This is a genomic window from Flavobacterium adiutor (assembly GCF_048282555.1).
Taxonomy (GTDB): domain Bacteria; phylum Bacteroidota; class Bacteroidia; order Flavobacteriales; family Flavobacteriaceae; genus Flavobacterium.
The window spans coordinates 2,569,135-2,590,135 of sequence record NZ_CP182487.1 but is presented as its reverse complement, the minus strand read 5'-3'; the positions used below and the strand labels follow the sequence as shown (position 1 = coordinate 2,590,135).

Below are 21,001 nucleotides of genomic sequence, written 5' to 3'. Positions count from 1 at the left end.
GGATAGAATATTATTTTATAAGAATATTACACTTTTAAATTTGATAAATTCAAAAATTCAGTACTGAAATTCAAAATTCTAATTTTTAGAAGACTAAAAAAAATGAACTCCAAATTCCAAATCTGTGATCGATTGGAATTTGGAATTCATATTAGTAGAATTTATAAAATTTATTTAGTTGATAAGCTTGCTTGGAGGAAACCCAAACTGCTTTTTGAAACATCTGCTAAAGTATAACGGATCATTAAATCCCACCATATTTGTAACTTCAGAAACGTTGTATTTTTTTGTTTTTAAAAGTTCTGCCGATTTTTTTAAACGGATTGTACGAATAAATTCATTTGGAGCCAGATCAGTCAGTTCTTTTATTTTTCGGTATAATTTAGAAGAACTTACCCCTAGCTTGTCACATAAAAATTCTGTTGACAAATCTAATTCACTAAGATTATCATTAATCAAAGTGGTAATTTTTTCCATAAACTCTTCGTCAATTGGTGAATGTGTAAGTAAGCTTACTTTACTTTCTACTTCACCGGAAAATTTTGCCTTAAGGTCTAATCTTGATTTAATAACGTTTTCTATAACTGATTTCAATAATGTAGGTTCAAAAGGTTTTACCAGATAACTATCAGCACCAATTTCATATCCTTTAACTTTATCGACATTTTCACCAAGTGCGGTAAGCAGTACCACCGGAATATGACTAATGAACTCATCATTTTTCAGTTCTTTGCAAAATTCGAGTCCATCCATAACAGGCATCATTACATCGGCAACACATAAAATTGGTTTAATTTGTCGGCAAATTTTAAGACCTTCCTCACCATTTTCAGCATCATACACTTTGTAATAATCAGATAAGAAATCTACCAGATACTTTCTAAGCTCTGTATTGTCTTCAATAACGAGTATTTTTTGTTTCAATTCTGTACTTTGAATCGTTTTCTTTGCTGATTTTTCCGGTATCAGCATGCTAAGATTATCATTTTTCAAAGCATATTCAAACACTTCTTTACTTTCATAAGAGACACGATCAATCGGAATTTCAACTCTGAAGGTACTTCCTTTACCGAGCGCACTTTCTACTGTTATCGATCCTTTATGAATAGCTACTAATGATTTTACCAAAGACAAACCAATACCTGATCCCGTATTATGTGCCTTACTATTTGTGGCCTGATAAAATCTCTTGAAGATTTTCTCCTGACTTTTCGGCGGAATTCCGATACCGTCATCTATTACTTCAATGATTAGAATTTCATCAGTATTATTTTTTAACCTGATAAATAAATCTACGTTTCCGTATTTATTGGTAAACTTTAAAGCGTTAGATAAAAGGTTATAAAGAATTTTATCATACTTATCATTATCTATCCAGCCCTCAATAGATTCTGCCTCAGCAATAAAATTCAATTTAATTTTTTTGTTGAAAGCCATTTCTTTAAAAGAATCAAAAATATTTTTTGAATAGCTTAGAATATCCGTTTTTGTAACCTTAAGCTTCAATTCCCCTGACTGTGCTTTTCTAAAATCAAGTACCTGATTTACCAAATTTAAAAGCCTGCTGGCATTTTGATAGATAAGATTGTACCTGCTTTTTTCATAATCAGTAGCATTACTGTTTTCGTCCAGTAATTGCTTAGCCGGACCTAAAATAAGCGTTAACGGTGTTCTTAATTCATGTGAGATATTAGTGAAAAATCGAAGCTTTTCGTTATTCAGTTTAATATCATGTTCTCTGTTTACTTTTTCGGTAAGCAGTTCCTGTTTCAGGCGGATACGGTTTTTAATCTCCTTTCTTATGAAATAGAATATAAAAAACAATGCTATAAAAACCAATACGAAAGATAGTGGCGTTAACCAAAACGGCGGCAGTATTCTTATGTCATAGGAAACCTCTTTGCTCCAATGCCCATCGCTGTTACTGGATTTTATTCTGAATATATATTTCCCTGGATAAAGATTGGTGTACTGAACTATTCTTGAGTTACTATTTACCGTAATCCACTGCTTGTCAAACCCTTCTAGCATATACTGGAATTTGTTCAGTTTTTCATTAGCAAATGAAGGTGTCGAAAACTGAAGAGTAAAGTTGCGGTTTTTGTAACTCAGTTCAACTTTTTTACCATAATTTAAATCCTGTGAAAGCGGAATATCACCATTAATTTCCATTTCTGGAAGAATCTCTTCGTTCTGAATCTTAAATTCGCTGATTACTGGTTCTGGCGACCAGTTGTTTCTCTTCATGGTCTTAGGTGAAAATGTAATAATCCCATTTTTACCTCCAAGGAAAATTGTTGAATTATTAAAATTGAAAAAACCGCTTGAACTAAAAACATCCAGCCTGTTACCACTGTTTACATGATAAATATTGATGTCTTTCAGATCAGATTTTACCCAGGCAATGCTATTATTATTGATATTGAGCCATAAATTTCCGTTTTCATCAGATAGCATATCTGTAATCCATATACCAGAAGTTTCCTTAAAGTTTTTTATGGTTTCAAAAGTGTTCTTTTTAGCATTATAGATACACAATCCGAAACGTGTCGAGGCCCATACTTTACCTTTCTTGTCAATCATAACATCACTAACGTTATCCTCGTTAGTCATATTATTTTCACGCTTAGAAAGAGATTTGTAAGTTTCTGATTTACCTGATACAAGATTATATTTAACAACACCTGTTTCTGTAGCAAACCATACGTTATTTTGAGGATCTTTCTCTATGGAGTTGATCTGGAAACCGGGCAGTAATTTTCCTTTAGAAGTCTCAACCTGAAGTGTTTTTGTATTTAGCATAACAGCTCCTTCTCCAAATGAACCTATCATCAAAGAATCATCTCCAATTTTTTCGAATGCAAATATTGGCGAAGTGTTAAAACCCAGACTGACTTCTTTTGATGAATTAGTAGTGTAATTATAAATCATCAATCTGCCATCCCAGAGTCCACAATAAAAAATTTTACCATCATCAGAATAAATATTGGATATATCAATTGATTTGTTGTATAATGGTACAAAACCTTTTGCATTTGAAATAAAAAGTCCGTTATGACTCGTTGCCACAATTACTTTTCCATCGTAAGTTTTCGAAAAACCTCTTATTCTGGGTGCCTGATTGCCTATGTAGCGGGAAATATCTTTATTGAGTACAAATTGGTTTTCATACGGATCAAATTTGTCAAGTCCGTCTTCAGTACCAATCCATAAAACTCCTGAGCGATCAAAATACAAAGCCGAAACCAAATTATCAACCAGTGAAGTATCATCAGACAGTATAGAATAATACCATTTATAATCGCCTTTCTGAATGTCTTCTAATTGTTTGCAAACTAATAATCCGCCAAGGGTTCCTACCCAGTATTTACCATCCGGAGCTTTGGCAACCGATAAAAAATAAGGTCCTAAACTCCCTCTGATTTCTTTATTTTCAATATATAAATTTACAAAATTATCATTTTTCTTATTTAGCTTATAAAGACCTCTTCTAGTTCCAACAAAAATGTCTGCTTTAGCATCTTCATAAATAAAATTGATGTATGGATTTTTCTCATTCGAATGAGGAACAGCCAGTGTGTAATTGTTTATTCTTATGATAGCTCCTTGGCTGTCTAACATTATTTTGGCAACAGAGCCTTTATCATAACTTCCAACCCAGATATTTCCCTTTTTGTCTTCAAATATTTCTTTTACGTAGTCAAAACCTCTAATTGGAATTTTTTCAAATCTGTTTTCTCCCAAAAAAAACATATAAAGTCCCTGACTTTTAGTCCCTACCCACACTCTTTTGAACTTATCAACATACACAGACCTTATTTCACCTTCAGGTATACTGTTCGGGTCATTTTTTTTGGGTAGGAAAGTCACAAAGGTATGTGTATCCATTTTAAAAAGCGTAAGTCCTTTTCGTGTTCCGATCCATAAATGATTCGAAGATTCATCTAATCTTAATGCTGTTATATCATCATTATATAATCTGTTATTGCCTGGTGATGAACTCATGTAGTTTTTAAACTGATATCCATCAAATCTATTCAACCCAAAAAAAGTTCCGAACCACAAAAATCCTTTTTTATCCTGCACTATATGCCGAACAGAATTATGAGACAATCCGTTGTTGTCATTATAATGTGTGAATTTTATATTCTGCGAATGTGCATTATAAAAAACGAGAAAGCTAAGAAGTAGTATGAAAGGATTTTTTCTCATATAATAAATTATAAATACAGCTTATGATTAGATTAAAATAAAGTTAATAAATTTCAAGGATTTATACGTTCAATCTGATTCATTTTTAAGCTAATCTTAAAATGATTAGATGGTTTTCCATTCATTGTTTTCAGAAATATTCTGGACCACAAAACCAGTTTTTCATTACTAGATTTTTCTAATTGTCCGCAGACTATTTTGTATTGTTTCAGTCGATTGGCTCCTATTTCAGGAATGGCTAACTCGTCAGCATTTTTTAACCGGTAGAAATCGAAAATCATATCAAAGCCTGTCCAGGATTCAAAATCTCTTGATTTCAAAGAATTTGCTTTCATTGCTGCCTCAACTTCTGTATTGTTTTTATTTATATATGCCAAATCCACTCCTGAAAGTTTTAAAAGGGATGCAGAAAATTCAGCTGGGAAATCTTCTGGTAAAAATCTTAACCTCACTAATTCCTTTAAATGCCATTTTATAAACCCTTCATAATCTTTAGTATTAAGAATTTCTTTATTCCAGATATCAGAATTTTTTATCTGCTTTAAATGAGCATATTCCTGCTTATAAAAAGGAAACAAACTATTAAACTTTGAAACCTTATCGATTACCACAGTTTCTATTTCAAGAACAGCATCCGGATGTATTGTAAGTATTTTATAGCCTGGCATATAAGCAGCCAAAGAAGGCGTCTGGATATTGAATAATGTATTCCCTTTAGGAGTAGTCCGGATTCCTGTGTCATTGATGTGCATATGTCCGCCAAAATGAACCTGAACTCCTGCATCGGCAAATATTTGGGCTACTTCTTCATTTGGAACCCTTGATAACTGCATCTTATTGGAGCCAAAAAGCGATTTTAATTCGGGAGATGCATCATCGTTAAAATCGATCATCGGATAATGGCTGAAGGCAATTAAGGTTTTTCCTTTTTGTTTTGCTTCAGCAGCAACCTTTTTTACCCATTCAATTAAATGACTTTTATAAATGAGTACATTGTTATAGCCGATATTAGCACCTGAAAAGTCATGCGGATCATTTGGCTGACCGGACAGCTTTTCGTTCGGAACGTAAGCATTCGCATCAATTGCCAGAAGCCATACTCCTTTTACTGGTTCAACTACATAACTCGCATCAGGAAGAAATAAATTAGTGTTTTTTACAGAATATGTTCTTTTTTCTAAATCTGATTCAGCAAAAGCTTTTTCATAACTATAATCTTCATATTTATAATCTGAAAAAGGAGTTTCCCAATACAAATAGTTTTTTTGTGGAAAGAACCCGAAAGCCTGCATTTCATTTATGGTTTCCTTGTATCCCCAGTTTTTAATATCAGCCGTAATGATTGGTTCTAACTGATTTTTATGTTTAGGCAGATTGTTTTTTGAACTGCTGATAATTTGTTCTTTGCCGTCTTTTCCTAAAAAATCAGTTTTAATGGCATCTTGCGTGAAAGGTTTTACAACATCATGGTTTCCGGTGGTTACAAAAAAGGATATGCCATATTTGTCAGCATATTGGTTTAAAATTTTTCTCAGTCCCCTCACATGAACAGGCTGACCGTCATCACTGAAATCCCCAGGAAGTGCAACCTGTTTAATGCCTCTTTTTGCAATGTCATTTAAGGCTTCTAAAAAGGCAAAATAATTTTCATTAAAAATTCGCGTTGAATGCAATTGGGCATTCATCGTCCTGATATTGGCGTATTCCCCCGTTACCGGATTTGGGATTCCCTGATAATCATTGTCTTCAAATTTTGCAAAAATATCCTGTAAATGAGCATCGGCAATAAAAGCAATCTGGACATCTTTTGTTTTTGTCTGTTGTGATTTACAAGCCGACAATGATAGAAAAAAAAGTATAAAAACTAATGTTCTTGACATATTATTTAACTTCTGTAGTTTGTTTTAATAGCTGATTTTCCAGCGTTGCTGAAGTTACATTTTTCAAAACAATCTGTTTGTGTTTTGCCTCTGGAAGATTTATATCCTGCATATTAATATTCTGAACATCATCAAACACAAATGCAGGTCTGAAATCAGCATCATCCAATGTCAGCTTGATATTTTTCAGACTTATTCCGTTAGCATGCCTCACATAGAAACCATAAGCAGGCAGTTCTCCAAACATAGAAAATTCAGGATAATCCTGAGCAGCTTCAGGAACCTGATGTAATCGGTTTAGCGCAATATACGCCATTCCTTTTGAGGATCTACCGGGATAATTGAGTTCGATATTTTCTAAAACTACATTTTCGATATTATGTCCTTTCAGTCCCACAATAGAGGACGGAAAAGGATTGTGAAAGAAATCAACTTCCGGACCTCTCAGGTCATAATTACTATCCGGGCGATCAAAAGGGACTTGTACTTTTATGTTCTTTATGCTAACATTTTTTATACTTCCGGGTTTATCCTCAGTTCGTTTTCCTAACCTAATAAAAATAGCATTGCCTGTATTGACAGCGTCTATATTTGAAACCTCAATATTTTCTATAAAAGCACCATCAACAGATTCTATCGCAATGGCAGAACGAAACGTATCATAAACTTTAATGTCTTTAATAATTACATTTTTGAATCCGCCAAAAGAAGCACTTCCAAATTTTACAGCACTGGCGCTGGATCTAATGGTGTTATTGGCAATATAAACCGAGTCATTATAAAATCCGGGGTAGTATGATTTTAGACAGATTCCATCATCGGCAGCGTTGATATCACAGTTGGTTACCCTGACGTTTTTACAATCTGTAATATCGATTCCGTCATTATTCCAGTATGATCGATTTACAATTTTGAGGTTATTTAAAACAAGATTGTGACATAATTCAAACGATAGTCCCCAGCAAGAAGCTTCACCCGCTTTTAGTCCTTCAATTACAATTGATTCACATTGAGAAAAACGAAATAATTTTGGACGCATGGTTTCACTTGGTCTGTTTCTGCGAAGGCTGTATTTTGGATCTACTGTGATACCGGCATGATGAAGACTGTCAATATTTAAAGCCAGCTGTAAACCCTGACCATCAATAGTTCCTTTCCCTTTAAGTGCAATATTTTTAGCTTTATGGGCAATAATCAAAGCCATTTGAGAATTGTCGTCTTTTTTAGGAGAATCTGGTCTTCCTTCAAAAATCATATTAGGATAGTCTTTTGGATTTGTGCTTCCGAGCAAGACGCATCCTTCTTCAAAATACAAGGTCACATTGCTTTTTAAGATAATACTTCCTGATAAAAAATTTCCTTTAGGAAAAACTACACGCCCACCTTTATTTTTAAACGCGGCATCAATTGCTTTTTGGATCGCAATAGTATTAATCGTTTTTTCGTCTGATTTAGCACCATAACTGGTGATTAAAAAATCTTTTTGAAGTCTTTTTGCATTCGATTCAAAACCAAATGAAAAAAGATGGATTAGTAAGGTAATAAAAAACAGTTCTAGTTTAATTTTTGACATTATTATTCGTTTTGTATTAAATACTTCAAACAAAAAAATTAAACTAAAACTGTTTACAAAAGATGTTACAGAAATCTTACTGATTAATGTAAGCTTCTAATTTATCTAAAGTGTTAAGTTCTGTCTCTCTTTCGCAAGAGGATATAATTTTTGTTTCTAAGTATTTTGCTGGTTTAGAAATTAACAAATATTGTGTTCCGTCGTCATTCGTTTTTACATAATCTTTAGGATTGTATAAGATAGCAGCACCAACTTCAACAATTTCTGCTGCTACATCTTCAGGATGTTTTCCCCAAACGGCGATGTAATTCTTTCCTTTTTTAGTTTGAAAATCTTTAAAATAATTTATTCCGGTAACAAATTGCACTTTTTCTCCATTTAAGCTAAAAGCCTCCACTTTAGCCTCTCTTTTTCCTGAAAATACAGTTACACGAACTAAAATATCTACTTTTTTTCCTTTGTATGGCACTCCTCTTGAAATCATTTCCATCCATGAAGTCGTGTCCGTTTTTCCAACACGTGCCAAGCGGTTTGTAACAGGATTCAGGGGTACTACTTTTTCACCATCCCACAATTTTACACCACCTAAACCGCTTGTTGATGCCACTTTATAATAATCAGCTCCCCAGCCTTCTTTTTGCTGTTCCGGAGTTGGATACCAATTTGCCTTTTTTAACTCTAATCCTTTTTTTGCTTTATTATACACATCAATGGCTACTTTATCGCTAAAATAGATTCTCAATGCCATCCATTCATTTTCAATTGCCGGTCCGTGATGTCCGATCGTTTTATACAAGTCACCTGATTCTGAACCAATATCTGTCAAATACGTTATTTTATCAGACTTCATATACAAACTCGTGTCTGTATTATTTTGTGCAAAACCAATGCAGCAAAAAAACAAAGCAGGTAAAAATGATAATTTCATAATTTCTATTATTTATAGGATTAATTTAATTTCCGTAAAAATAAAACAACCTTTCAATAATACCGCAACATTTTTTATAATATTAAGAAATTATCGTTTAAAAATTCAAACAAAGATTTCACATATTACCACGAAAATCAATGTGTTTTTAATTGTACTAATTCTTTAAAGTATGATATTTATTCTTCAAATTGGGTTTTTAAAATTGATTAACACTTGCGGAAAACTAGTGTAATTGTGTTCATATAATTAAATTCATTTACATACTTATCAAGAAATGAACATTTTATGATGAAACGGCGTAAATCCTGTAATGTAAATATGTTCTCCTTTTGTACGCAGACTTCCCTGATGATAAGTATATGCTTCACTATCCAGGTTTTCTACATTTAGATGTTCACATTTTCCGGGGCCAAACTGTATTGAATCTGCTCCCATTGAGAGTTCGCCATTTCCGGATTTCAGAAAATAATTTTGTTTTTCATCCGATACGGCACCTGTCACATTACTTCCTTCTTTAAAACACATTTCTATCGTAACTTCTACATTTGGAGGGCCATCAACTTTAAAATCAAGATTTAGGACTCCGTTATCTTCAGTGATTTCAATTATAGTGGTTTGCTTTTTTACGTTGCTTTTTATGCGGGATTCAAAATCCATTTTATTCCAAAAACGCCCATCCGGTGACTCTGATAATTTATAATCGCCATCACTTTTACGAAATTCTTCTGCAAGCGGCTGATAGTAATCTGCTTCTTTGGTTTCTTTTAGAATGTATTTATTTCCCTCTTTTATAATTCCTTCACTACTGAAATAACCCATCCGGAAAAAAGATGTAGAAAGGCGCATGTATTTTAGAACGGCATCCCCCTTTCTGTACATTAAAAAATTTGGATTTGAAGATCTTCCCGAAACAATCATTACCGGCTTATCGTTTCCTCCAAATAAAGTCACAGAAACTTTACCACGCCTTATTCTTGCCAAATTTGAAATTGCAAAAAATTTCTCGAAATCATTTGCCATTGCTCCTTCAACAGGAATTTGTTTTCTCAGTTCTTCATTTTCCATAAAAAAAGCAAGTGAACCCGACAAAATATCAGCAGCAAAATTTGGAAGACTTTCAATCATTTCAACCATTTGTACAAACATTGGATTTTTTGTACGGATTACCATATATCGATACTGGAGATAAAAATTCGTCACTTTTAAATCCATAAACTGATCCTGTCTTTTTGAATCCACCGTCACCAAATCACCGTTAGGTTCAGTGTAATAAAAATAAGTCGTCAGGTTTTTATTTACAATATCAAGCAATTGAGGTCTGTTTAACAACCTTGACATTGTTATCAGGGCTTTATCAATAACAGCAGAATAAATTCCGCTACGTTCCGCATAATGTCCGTCCTGATTCATATAAATTCCTTCGGCCAGCCATTCGTCAATTCTTCGAATATATCTGGTATCAGGAAACAGCGAATTAATATTAGCTAAAGCTGCACAAATGACCCATCTGTGATTGGGCGTGTGGATACCGCCGGTAATCATGGCTTCTCCAGCATTGATAATAAACTTTTTGAGTTTATCTTTTAATTCGTCCAAACCTTTTTGTTTGCTATTTTTTAAAATGGCAGCTGCTGGACAAATATATTCCAGAATAAAAGCAGTGTCAGGTGGTGATTGTCTGTTCCCTCCGGCATCTAAAGTACCATCACTGTATTGGGCTTTTAACAAAACGTCAATCGCTTCATTAATTTTTGCAACCAGAATTTGAGACTTAAAAAAAACTGATTCTGAATTACACATTGAAGCAGCCATAACGGTTATCGAACTTGCAACATTACGGAAACTATTAAGTCTGATGGCAGGGTCATAAGACTTATTCAATATAGAAGTAACTTTTGCATCATTACTCAAAATAAGCTTTTTCATTAATGCTGTATCCTCTTTCGAAGTTTTGTTTTCAGAAAGGAAATCATTTCCCAATACAGCATTACTGACTAAAGCACCAGCAAGTGAAAGACCTCCTAATCTTATAAACTCTCCACGGGTCATTTCGTTTTTCATACTGTTAGTTTTACTAATTTTACTGACTAATCAACTGCAAAAAATGAAATAACGCAATCTATTTATCGACGATTTTTACCAATGTCCAGTTGATTCCTAACGGATTTTTAGTCAGCTTACAGATTAGAGGAAATTCCGGATTTTTCACGATCCACATTTCCGTTTCATCAATCTGAGCAATTACATGTAAAGTCTGTACTGATTTACCTTCAATTACAACACTGTTTTTATCTGCATTCGGATCTAAAACATATGTTGTATTGTTGTAAATGAATTTGTTATTTTTTACTAAATCCTGATAAGCAGACTGCGAAATCATAAAAAAAGTCTCATTTGGCTTTAAATTCAAAACTGGTGCATATTCTCCCTGATTATAACTTAAAGCGTTACCATTTTTCAGTGCTTCTGAAGTAGTAACAATATTGCTGTTTACATCTCTCGTATCTAAATTAAATGTAAGTGCATCAGCCGTTATTGTAGAAGTGAGTGTCAAAGTGCGGGTCTGACCGTGCAGTTTACAGATATAATGCAGCACAGTATTATTTTTGATTGTAGGAACAAAACTTTGTGCTGACACTAGTTGAAATAGTCCGCAAAAAAAGACGGTTAAAATTGTATTTTTCATGATAGCTTATTTTTTTGGTGGCAAAAGAGTCGTTCCCCAGGCAGAAGGTTTCGAATCCATTTCGAAAATCAATTCGCCTCCTTTAGCAATATCTTCATGCGTCATCCAGGCTTTATTATAAGGCTTTCCGTTTAGAGAAGCGGTTTTAATATATTTATTCTTTTCACTCATTTTTTTTGTAACGATCTTGAAGATTTTGCCTTCTTCCAACTGCAAAGTGATTTCTTTAATCAAAGGTGTATTCAGTAAGTAATAAGCCTGACCCGCGTTAGGATATAATCCCATCATGTGAAAAGCCAGCCACGAAGACATAGCACCCGAATCATCATTCCCCGGTAAACCTTCGTGAGAGGTATTGAAATTATCTTTTATAATCGTCCTTATTCGGTCACTGCTCAAATGTGGTTTGCCAATCCAGTGGTACATTGTAGGGGCTAAAAATGAAGGTTCATTCGAAACGTCATATAATTTTGCGTCAAAAAAAGTATCTAGTCTGGTTTTAAAAGCTTCCTCGCCTCCCGATCTGCGAATCACTTCAGGAAGGTCATGCGGAATACTTAAAGAATATTCCCAGGAAGTCCCTTCGTAAAAAAACACACACCAATGGCACACATACCATGGAGATTCAGTAATTACCGGTGTATATTTATAGGTTGGTTTCTGAATCTTTGATTCTCCAAAAACAACTTCATCCAGCCAGTTTCCTGAAGCGTCTTTAGGCATGATGAAACCTTTTGAACCGTTATTTTCATAATCAGAACGCCATAAATTTTGCCAGTTATCTGCCTGTTTGATATACTGATTATAGATTTCAGTATGATTTAAACCTTTGGCAACAGTAGCAATGTTATAGTCGTTGTATGCATAATCTATAGTACGGTTACCTGCACGATCTATACCAAAAGGCACATAACCTAAACGCAAATAATCTAATAAACCGCCTCTTCCTTCTCGTTCTTCATTCCCACCGGGCGGTATTGTAGCATCCTTAAGCATTGCTTTCAATGCGAGTTCATAATCTATTCCTTTTAAGTTTTTTACAAAAGCATCCGCAAGTACGGTCTCCGCATTTGAACCGCCCTGAGTGCGGCCATTATCATTTCCGCTTCTGCCTTCTGGAAAATAGCCGTCATGTTTGTAAATATTAAGCATCGCATTGATAATCTCTACCTGACGCTTTGGATCAATAAGTGTAATTAATGGACTTGAAGTTCTGAACGTGTCCCAAATACAGTAAAAATCATCATAATAGGGTTCGTCATTCGTCCATAACGGATTTTCTCCAGTGCGGTTAACTGGCATAATCATAGTATGATATAAACCTGTATAAAACATCTTTTTATACTCTTCAGATGTATCAGCAGAAAGTTGTATGCGGTTTAATAACTGTTCCCATTTGTTTTCTAATGATGCTAAAACAGTGTTGAAATCCCAATGCGGAATTTCGGCTTCTATGTTGTTTTTTGCTTTTAACTCGCTTAAAAATGAGATTCCAATTTTTACATTAAGTTCCTCTTTTCCTTCTTTCCCAAAAGAAACTAAAGCTCCCGTTTTTTTACCCGAATCAAACTGAGCCGATTGATTACTGTAAAATTTACCGTCTTTCCAGGTAACATATTTTGCAATGGGCTGGTCAAAAGTCGCCCAAAAGTAAACGGTGTAAGCGCGCCCATTATTCCACCCGCCTCTGATTCTGCTGTATCCTCTAACCTCAGTATCTGAAACAATCTCAATTTGAGATCCAACAAATTGCTGCGCTTCCCTGGCATTAGGTTCAGGAGACTCGCCAAGGAAAAAACCAGGATCAATTTTTAAATCTTTTGATGCGTTTTTTGGATACGTTATTTTGTAAAATGAAACTTTTTCAGCCGTTGTGATTTCAGTTTTAATCTGATTTTCTTTAAAAACCGTTTCATAGTAACCCAGTTTTACCTTTTCCTCAGTTCTGTGAGCACTTTGATCGAGTTTGTCTAAAGTACCTGAAAAAGGCATAATCTGAATATTCCCGTATTTAGGTCCGCCACCTGTTCCGCTAACGTGTACCTGACTAAATCCGGTTACTTCTTTTGGCAATGGTAGCCATCCGCTATTCGGACTTACCGTACAATCCGGACTTGGCTTTACCATTCCGTAGGGACATGAAGGACCAATAAAAACACGTCCTACTCCTTCTGAACCAATCATCGGATCTACATAATGGTGTACTTTGGTCTGGGCATAATTTACTGATGTAAAGAATAATGATATTCCTAAAAAAAGGATCACTTTAGTACATGTCTTCATTGTTATTTTATTTCTTTCGGTTATAATTAGTCTCTGCTTGTAAAAGCCTTAAAATCGGCTCAGGATCAAATCGTATCACCTATTACTGCTTTGCTTTATTAGACATTTCTAAAATCAATTTTCCTCCGTTTGTAATAGCATTGTGCGAAATGGTATAATTTTCTACAGTGGTATTGTTGTATTTTATTTCGTTGACATACCTATTTTCTATACTGTTCTGAGGAGCTTCCATTATGAAATTTTTACCTTTGTAATAGTTTTGATTTAGCTGAATGGAAACTTTAGAAAAAATTGGACTTCCTATCTGATATTGCGCATCCTGATCGGTTCCTCCATTCATCTGGAATAAGCCAATTTTAAGCAAAACATTCAAGCTTCCCATTAGCCCCTGATCCTCATCTCCGTTGTAACCTGTAGCAGGAGATAATCCGCTAAAGGTATCTTTTACAACGTTTCTGGTCCAGTATTGTGTCAAATCAGGTCTTCCTAATGCATTAAAAATAAAGGATGTCTGAATGGAAGGCTGGTTGCCAAAATTGACAGGAATACGGCTGAATTCCGGATGCAATTCGGCATCATGTGAAGTTCCCGAAGTGAATTTTAACTCTTTTGCCGTTTCAAATTGCTTATTCAGTTTTTCAACCGCTTTTTGCTTTCCTCCCATCAATTCTGCTAATCCTTCAATATCATGCGGAACAAACCACGTTGACTGGGCTCCATTTGATTCAATAAAACCGTTTTCATATTCATACGGATCATAATTTTCACGCCACTTTCCTTCTACATTTTTTGGACGCATCCATCCGGAAGTTTTATCAAAAACATTCTGGTAGTTTTTAGATCTTGCCATGAAATAATCATAATCTTCCTGATGCTTTAATTTCTTAGCCAATTGAGCGAGTGTCCAGTCCTGATATGCATATTCTAGAGTCTGACTTGCTCCGTCCTGATGACTTCCAAAATTGCCTTCAGGAAGTGGATACGGAACAAAACCTTTTTCGATATAATATTTCAATCCACCACCAACATTCGTATTATGTTCATATCCTGCTTTTCCCATGATGCCGTTTAGCATATGGTTTTTCTTCAGTGCAATATAAATAGCTTCTAAATCGTCTTTTACAATTCCTTTTTGAATGGCCGTTACTATAAATGGTGTCGTAGAAGCACCTGTCATTACATAGGTGTCATTTCCTCCCGAAGGACCACGCGGAATCATACCTCCATCTTTATAATATTGCATTAAAGAATGTACAAATTCATCCATAATTTCAGGATAAACGAGTCCCCAAAGCGTATTGATTGTCCACTGGGCTCCCCAAAATGCATCCGAATTGTAATGATTGAATTTCGGTTTTCCGTTTGCATCAAGAGGCAATTGCCCAATTCTGAATTTTTCTCCGGTATTATCCGGATAGGCACCATTTGCATCACTAATTATTTTTCGTCCCTGTAAGGCATGCCAGAGATCAGTATAAAAACGTCTTTGATCCGTTTCTGTACCACCTTCAACCTGAATTCTGCCTAATAAACTATTCCATTCATCTTTTGAGTCAGAAACAGTTTTATCAAAATTCCAATGGGGTAATTCCTGCTGCATGTTATTAGAGGCATTTTCTACAGAGGTGTAAGAAATACTAGCTTTCATCAGGATTTCTTCTTTGGTTTTGCCAAAATTTACCAAATAATTACCTGTCGCTGTATTTCGTTCGATAGAAATTACAGGTTCATTAAATTTAATTTTAAAATATACCGTTAAAGGTTTCGGACGTCTAAAATTGGTACTTAAAACTAGCGATCCTGAAAGTTCATAATCATTATTTTTTTTAAGAATTCCACTGGTGTTTTCACAAGGTCCTAAAATGGTGTTCAGATTGAAAAGAATTGCTTTTTGAGAGCTTTTTGGAAATGTATATTTATGAAAGCCAACTCTTTTTGTACTGGTCAGTTCTGCTTTTATCTGGTACCTGTCGAGTGTAACGGAGTGATAACCTGGAAATATTTTTTCAGAATCATGACTAAATTTAGAATAAAAATCTGAAAAGATATTTGCACTATTTCCATTACTAATCGTTACAGGCATTACTGAAAGCGCCGACATTTGCCATTCATGAACGTGGCTAAAACCTTTTATGGTGTCAGTTGTATATTTGTAACCTCCTCCCCAGTCTCCTTTTATTTCGGTGTCCGGGTTTAAATTTACCATACCAAACGGACGACTTGCAGATGAAAAGAAAAACCATCTGGAATTTTCGGTATCAAGTAACGGGTAAACCATATTTACTAAAGCTCCTTTTTTTGAAGAAGTGATTTTTTCAGCTTTGCATGAAACTAAAAAAATAAGAAGTAAACCTACTGCGAAGTGCCCCAATCTATAAATTTTATTGATTATCATTTAGTATAAGGTATTGAATGTCATTATATACTTTTTTACATTGTATTTTAGGAATGAAATAATACTAAAAAGACAAAATAATTTAACAGTTAAAAATATTCTATTTTATATTGATAGAAAAGAAGATACAAATCAAAAGCTATAAATGCAATATTTAAAACATTTCAAATCATATTGTAATAAAAAGGAGAAGAATTAAGTATCTTCTCCTTTTTTGAATTAAAATTAGTTTTTGGTATTATGTATTAATTAGAATATCCGTCATTTTGAGTTAAAGCCGGATTTAAAACTCTTGCATTTGTTGGAATAGGGAAAACACGACGATAGGTATCAGCATTTGTTTTATATCCCCATTGTCCTTCATATTTTCCAAAACGGATCATATCATTTCTATGCCAGGCCTCCCATGCAAACTCACGGCTTCTTTCTTTGTACAGATCTTCCAGCGTTACACTGCTCCATGCTGCAGAAGTAGTACGGTTAGAACGCACCATATTAACAAGTGTTAAAGCATTTTGTCCTAAAGTTTCAGCACCTCCACGTAAAATTGCTTCCGCTTTCATTAATAATACATCTGAATAGCGTAAAAATGGTACATCATTATTTTGATTACGGCTGGTAGAAGTATTGTCAGGATAAAATTTAATATTTCTATACCCCATATTCCAAGCAATTTCATCATTTCCTAAATCGAACAAAGTAACGTTTTGGCGAGGAACAATATTAGGTGTCAGGTCAACCTGGTATGTGTAAGCGGCACCGCCATCTGCTCCTGTATAAAACTGGTCATATCCTTTTTTTGTTGTAGTAACCATTACAGGAGTTACACCGTCATTTAAATATTGTAATCCTGTTAGCCATTGTTTGTTACGAATATCATTCGCATCATTAAAATGAGCATAAAATTCAGGAAGTGTACTTCTGGCCGCACTTGGTGTAAACGGAAGACCAAATTTAGTTCTTTCAGAACGAGGGACATCATAACGTGCATGATACATTTGTCCGTTGAAACCTACTGTCACAGCAGAAGGACTGTAAGGAACTGCAAAAATAAACTCCTTCATTTGTGGACCATTACTTGGATAAAACATTTGAAGATAAGTTGCTCTTGGCTCAATATCATATAATCCTGATTTGATAACTTCATCACAAGCTGCAATACACTCATTATAACGTGATGTACCTGTATATACCTGAGCGTTTAGGTATAATTTAGCTAACAATGCATTAGCAGTCTGTTTGTTAGGTCTACCATAAGTTGTAATTCCTGATGCAGGATTTAAATTAGGTATCGCTTTTTTTAATTCTGCTTCAATAAAATTAAATACTTCAGTTCTACTTGATTTTGGACGAGAACTAAAATCTCCATAAACGGTATCTAATGGTACATTTCCGTAACTGTCCATTAACATGTAATAAGAAATGGCACGCATTGTTTTTACCTCAGAAATCAAAGTGTTTTTTTCTGCACCTGCCGGCATTGCCTGATTTAGAATTGAAATGGTCTGATTACTGATCCCTATAACTTTAGATGACCAGTCCCAAAGACTTCCTATGATACCATTATCAGCTGTCCAGTCATGAAAATGCATGGCGATATAGTTTCTGTTGTCAAACCAGTTTCCTCCTCTTGCCGGTAAAATTGCTTCATCTGTAGTCAATGATTGTGACCACCACCAGGCAAATGAAAACTCACCTCGGAAAGCTGAATATACAGGGCCTGTAGTTTGAATGTATTGAGTTGAGTTCTGAGGAAATACATCTGGAGTCAATTGTGTAGTAATAGGTACATCCAAATCTTCACAAGACCAGAATAAACCAACCATAAGTACTGGAAGCCCCAAATATTTTAATATCTTTTTCATAATTTTTAGAGTTTAATTTTAGAATATCACGTTTAAGCCAAACATAAATGTTCTGGTTTTTGGATAGAAGTTATTTGAATCTACACCTGGAGCTGTTCCTCCTTGTTCTACTTCCGGATCAATTCCTGAATACTTCGTAATAACAAAAAGATTATTGATGGTTTGATATATACGAACGTTTTGAATGAATTTGCTCACTTTGCCGAAATTATATCCTAAAGTCATATTATCTAATCTGATGTAACTACCGTCTTCTATAAAACGTGATGAATATCTGTAAGCATTAAGGTCGTTTGGTGATTCATCAGCTGCATCTGCTAAGATATTAGTAGTCATTGCAGTACTTGGTCTGAATAAATCAGCTCGGGTAGCATTGAAAATTTTGTTTCCAAAAACACCTCTAAAGAAAATACTTAAATCAAACTTCTTGTATTGAAAATTATTCCCCCATCCCATTAATACTTTTGGCTGAGCACTTCCTACGTAATGATAATCAACACCAATTAAAGGACTTGTAGTTAAACTACCATCTTTGGCAACATATTGAGATACACCTGCTGAATTTTTACCTGCATACAGAAGAGTAAAAAATTGTCCAAGAGGTTTTCCTTCTTTAAATATCTGTAAAGTACTTCCTGTTTGTCCTCCTCCGTCAGGCTGAACTCTTCGGATTGAATCACCTCCAATAAAGAAAGGATTTGTTAATTTAACGATTTTATTCTTATTACTTGCCAAGTTTAAATTTGTTGACCAGGTAAAGTTTGCTGTTTTAACAGGAGTAGCTGCTAAACTTACCTCGATACCTTTATTAGACATCGTTCCACCGTTTGCTACAATTGTTCCTACTGGCACAAGAACTGGGTTTACTGAATAATTAAAAATCATATCAGTTGTTTTCTTATCATACAAATCAACAGAACCTGTAACTTTTCCATTGAACAATCCAAAATCAAGTCCAATGTTTGTAGTGGCTGTTTTTTCCCATTTCAAATCTGGATTTGCAGCCTGGTTTGGTCCGTAAGCACCTATTTGCTGTCCATTGTAATAAAAAGTTCCTAAACTTCCAGAAATAAACTGAGCCGTGTAAGCATTAAATCCTGAAGAGTTTCCTGTAACACCATAACTTCCTCTCAATTTCAAGTCACTAAAAACTTTTTGTCCTTGCATGAAACTTTCTTTATCAATTCTCCAAGCTCCACCTACAGAAGGGAAATATCCCCATCTGTTATTAACTCCAAATACAGAACCTCCGTCTCTTCTGATCGTTCCCTGTAAAAGATATCTGTCACCGAAATTGTAGTTTAAACGTGCAAATTCTCCAATAAGACGTGTTTTCTGATATGCTCTACTGTCTCCAAAATTCACAACATACCCATTTACTGATGTATAGTTGCTTAAAGCAAGATTGTTATATCCTACATTATCTACAGGGAAATTTGTAGCTGTTGCCTGAAATCCGTCTCCCAATGTGTTTTCCTGCCATGAATATCCTAAAACAGCTTTTATTTTATGAGCTCCAAGCGTTTTGTCCCAGGTTAAAAAACTTTCAATGATGTTGTTGGTATTCTCATAACTATTTCGCAATGCTGATCCATTTACACCAAAGTTAACAAGCGATTTATTTTGTGGTGGATCTGGATTATTGTAGAAATTAGCACTATTATATTTTGCATAATAACTGTCATAGAACTCACCATGAGAAGTTGTCAGCTTTTGGTGCGCAATATTCAAATTGTAAGTAAACCCAAAAGGAAGTTTTACCTCTGCGGTAAGGTTACCCACAAGGTTATTTGTTTCTGTTTCATCTGTTCCGTGTTCGATTAAAGCTACAGGATTAAAATAACCGGTACTGGTAAAATTTTCGAAAAAGGTTCCATCATCATTTCTTACAGGGGAAACCGGAAGATAACTTGCTGCCTGTAAAAGTACCGTATTACGCTGTGGCACGTTTACATATTTACTGTTAGAATTTGTAACATTCAATCCAAATTTAACTTTATCATCAAAAGCAAATTGCTCTACCGCTAAACGTGCTATTACACGTGAGAAATCACTTTTTAAAAGAACACCTTCTTTATTAAGAGAGGTAATACTCGCTGTATAACTACCGTTTTTACCTCCTCCACTCATGGATAAGTTATGACTGCTTGATTTTGCTTTTCCCGATCTTAAAATTTCTTTCTGCCAGTTGGTATTAGCTCCTTTGTCATTTTCAGGAGTAAAATTCAGACCATTTTTTGTCGTAAATGCTCTCAATTGATCTGCATCCATCATGTCAAGCTGATTCGAAACTTCTTCCCAGCCAACATATCCGTTATAAGCAATTTGAGTTCTGTCTTTACTTCCTTTTTTTGTTGTAACCATAATAACCCCATTAGCGGCACGGTTACCATAAATTGCAGTTGCAGCAGCATCTTTTAATACATCAATAGTAGCGATATCATCAGGTGAAATCATCGAAATATCTACACCAGGAACTCCGTCGATAACATAAAACGGTCCCTGAGAACTATTTAAGGTAGAAACTCCACGCAAAACAACAGAAGCAGTTCTTGTCGGATCTCCACTTGATGAGATATTAAGACCTGATACTTTTCCCTGTAGCAATTGTCCAACATCAGTAAGAGCTCCTCTGTTTAATTCTTCTGCTTTAATAGAGGTTATAGACGTAGTCAGGTTTTTACGTGACCCTTTTCCATAACCTACTACTACTACCTGCTCTAAAGCATTAGTAGCCGAAGCCAGTTTAATTGTTAAATTTGTTTTGGTTCCGTCTAATTTAACAGTCTGATCTGCAAATCCAAGGAAAGATACAACTAGTACCGCATTAGGATTTGAAACTGAAATTTTGAATTTACCATCAAAATCTGTTACTACACTACGAGTAGTACCTTTTTCAAGAATATTTGCTGCGGGCAATGGCAGATTCTTGTCATCTAAAATTACACCGGACACTTCTGTTTTTTGTGCCCATGAATTAATTGAAAGACCTAAAAAGAAGGCTAACAATAAAAGTTTAAGTTTTTCCATACTCAGTATTTAGTTTATTGGTTAAAAAGTTAATTCGAAATTAGTATTAAAGAATTGTTAAGAAATGGACAGGTTATTCAGAAACATGGACTTTTTTATTAAACCCAGTAAAATAAAGGCCTAAAGAGGTTTTATTTTTTTAAATA

General features: G+C 34.6%; 10 protein-coding genes. All 10 read right to left on the bottom strand.

Translation table 11 applies throughout. From position 1 onward, the window contains the following. Window positions 1-174: 174 nt before the first annotated feature. Entirely contained in the window at window positions 175-4,212 is a 4,038-nt protein-coding gene (locus ACNC7R_RS10990) for a hybrid sensor histidine kinase/response regulator transcription factor (protein ID WP_417941135.1), read from the bottom strand. A gap of 53 nt (window positions 4,213-4,265) precedes the next feature. Beyond that, complete coding sequence (locus tag ACNC7R_RS10985) at window positions 4,266-6,092, bottom strand: metallophosphoesterase family protein (RefSeq protein ID WP_417941134.1); 1,827 nt, start codon at window positions 6,090-6,092, stop codon at window positions 4,266-4,268. A gap of 1 nt (window position 6,093) precedes the next feature. Beyond that, window positions 6,094-7,665, bottom strand: a complete 1,572-nt coding sequence (locus ACNC7R_RS10980; RefSeq protein WP_417941133.1) for a glycoside hydrolase family 28 protein — start codon at window positions 7,663-7,665, stop codon at window positions 6,094-6,096. A gap of 76 nt (window positions 7,666-7,741) precedes the next feature. After that, entirely contained in the window at window positions 7,742-8,593 is an 852-nt protein-coding gene (locus ACNC7R_RS10975; RefSeq protein ID WP_417941132.1) for a DUF4861 family protein, read from the bottom strand. A gap of 270 nt (window positions 8,594-8,863) precedes the next feature. Then, complete coding sequence (locus ACNC7R_RS10970; protein WP_417941131.1) at window positions 8,864-10,657, bottom strand: hypothetical protein; 1,794 nt, start codon at window positions 10,655-10,657, stop codon at window positions 8,864-8,866. Window positions 10,658-10,715: 58 nt separating this feature from the next. Further along, complete coding sequence (locus ACNC7R_RS10965; protein WP_417941130.1) at window positions 10,716-11,282, bottom strand: hypothetical protein; 567 nt, start codon at window positions 11,280-11,282, stop codon at window positions 10,716-10,718. A gap of 6 nt (window positions 11,283-11,288) precedes the next feature. After that, a complete protein-coding gene (locus ACNC7R_RS10960) occupies window positions 11,289-13,565 on the bottom strand; it encodes a GH92 family glycosyl hydrolase (RefSeq protein ID WP_417941129.1) in 2,277 nt (758 codons plus the stop codon). An 82-nt stretch (window positions 13,566-13,647) separates the two neighbouring features. After that, window positions 13,648-15,960 (bottom strand): GH92 family glycosyl hydrolase, encoded by a 2,313-nt coding sequence (locus ACNC7R_RS10955; RefSeq protein ID WP_417941128.1) that lies wholly within the window; start codon window positions 15,958-15,960, stop codon window positions 13,648-13,650. Window positions 15,961-16,205: 245 nt separating this feature from the next. Continuing rightward, a complete protein-coding gene (locus ACNC7R_RS10950) occupies window positions 16,206-17,825 on the bottom strand; it encodes a RagB/SusD family nutrient uptake outer membrane protein (protein ID WP_417941127.1) in 1,620 nt (539 codons plus the stop codon). Window positions 17,826-17,843: 18 nt separating this feature from the next. Continuing rightward, window positions 17,844-20,855 (bottom strand): SusC/RagA family TonB-linked outer membrane protein, encoded by a 3,012-nt coding sequence (locus ACNC7R_RS10945; RefSeq protein ID WP_417941126.1) that lies wholly within the window; start codon window positions 20,853-20,855, stop codon window positions 17,844-17,846. Window positions 20,856-21,001 lie beyond the last annotated feature (146 nt).

What these genes read in the sequence shown, in the direction of transcription:
- ACNC7R_RS10990 (WP_417941135.1), bottom strand. Translation starts at nt 4,212, where the DNA reads ATGAGAAAAAATCCTTTCATACTACTTCTTAGCTTTCTCGTTTTTTAT.
- ACNC7R_RS10985 (WP_417941134.1), bottom strand. Translation starts at nt 6,092, where the DNA reads ATGTCAAGAACATTAGTTTTTATACTTTTTTTTCTATCATTGTCGGCT.
- ACNC7R_RS10980 (WP_417941133.1), bottom strand. Translation starts at nt 7,665, where the DNA reads ATGTCAAAAATTAAACTAGAACTGTTTTTTATTACCTTACTAATCCAT.
- ACNC7R_RS10975 (WP_417941132.1), bottom strand. Translation starts at nt 8,593, where the DNA reads ATGAAATTATCATTTTTACCTGCTTTGTTTTTTTGCTGCATTGGTTTT.
- ACNC7R_RS10970 (WP_417941131.1), bottom strand. Translation starts at nt 10,657, where the DNA reads ATGAAAAACGAAATGACCCGTGGAGAGTTTATAAGATTAGGAGGTCTT.
- ACNC7R_RS10965 (WP_417941130.1), bottom strand. Translation starts at nt 11,282, where the DNA reads ATGAAAAATACAATTTTAACCGTCTTTTTTTGCGGACTATTTCAACTA.
- ACNC7R_RS10960 (WP_417941129.1), bottom strand. Translation starts at nt 13,565, where the DNA reads ATGAAGACATGTACTAAAGTGATCCTTTTTTTAGGAATATCATTATTC.
- ACNC7R_RS10955 (WP_417941128.1), bottom strand. Translation starts at nt 15,960, where the DNA reads ATGATAATCAATAAAATTTATAGATTGGGGCACTTCGCAGTAGGTTTA.
- ACNC7R_RS10950 (WP_417941127.1), bottom strand. Translation starts at nt 17,825, where the DNA reads ATGAAAAAGATATTAAAATATTTGGGGCTTCCAGTACTTATGGTTGGT.
- ACNC7R_RS10945 (WP_417941126.1), bottom strand. Translation starts at nt 20,855, where the DNA reads ATGGAAAAACTTAAACTTTTATTGTTAGCCTTCTTTTTAGGTCTTTCA.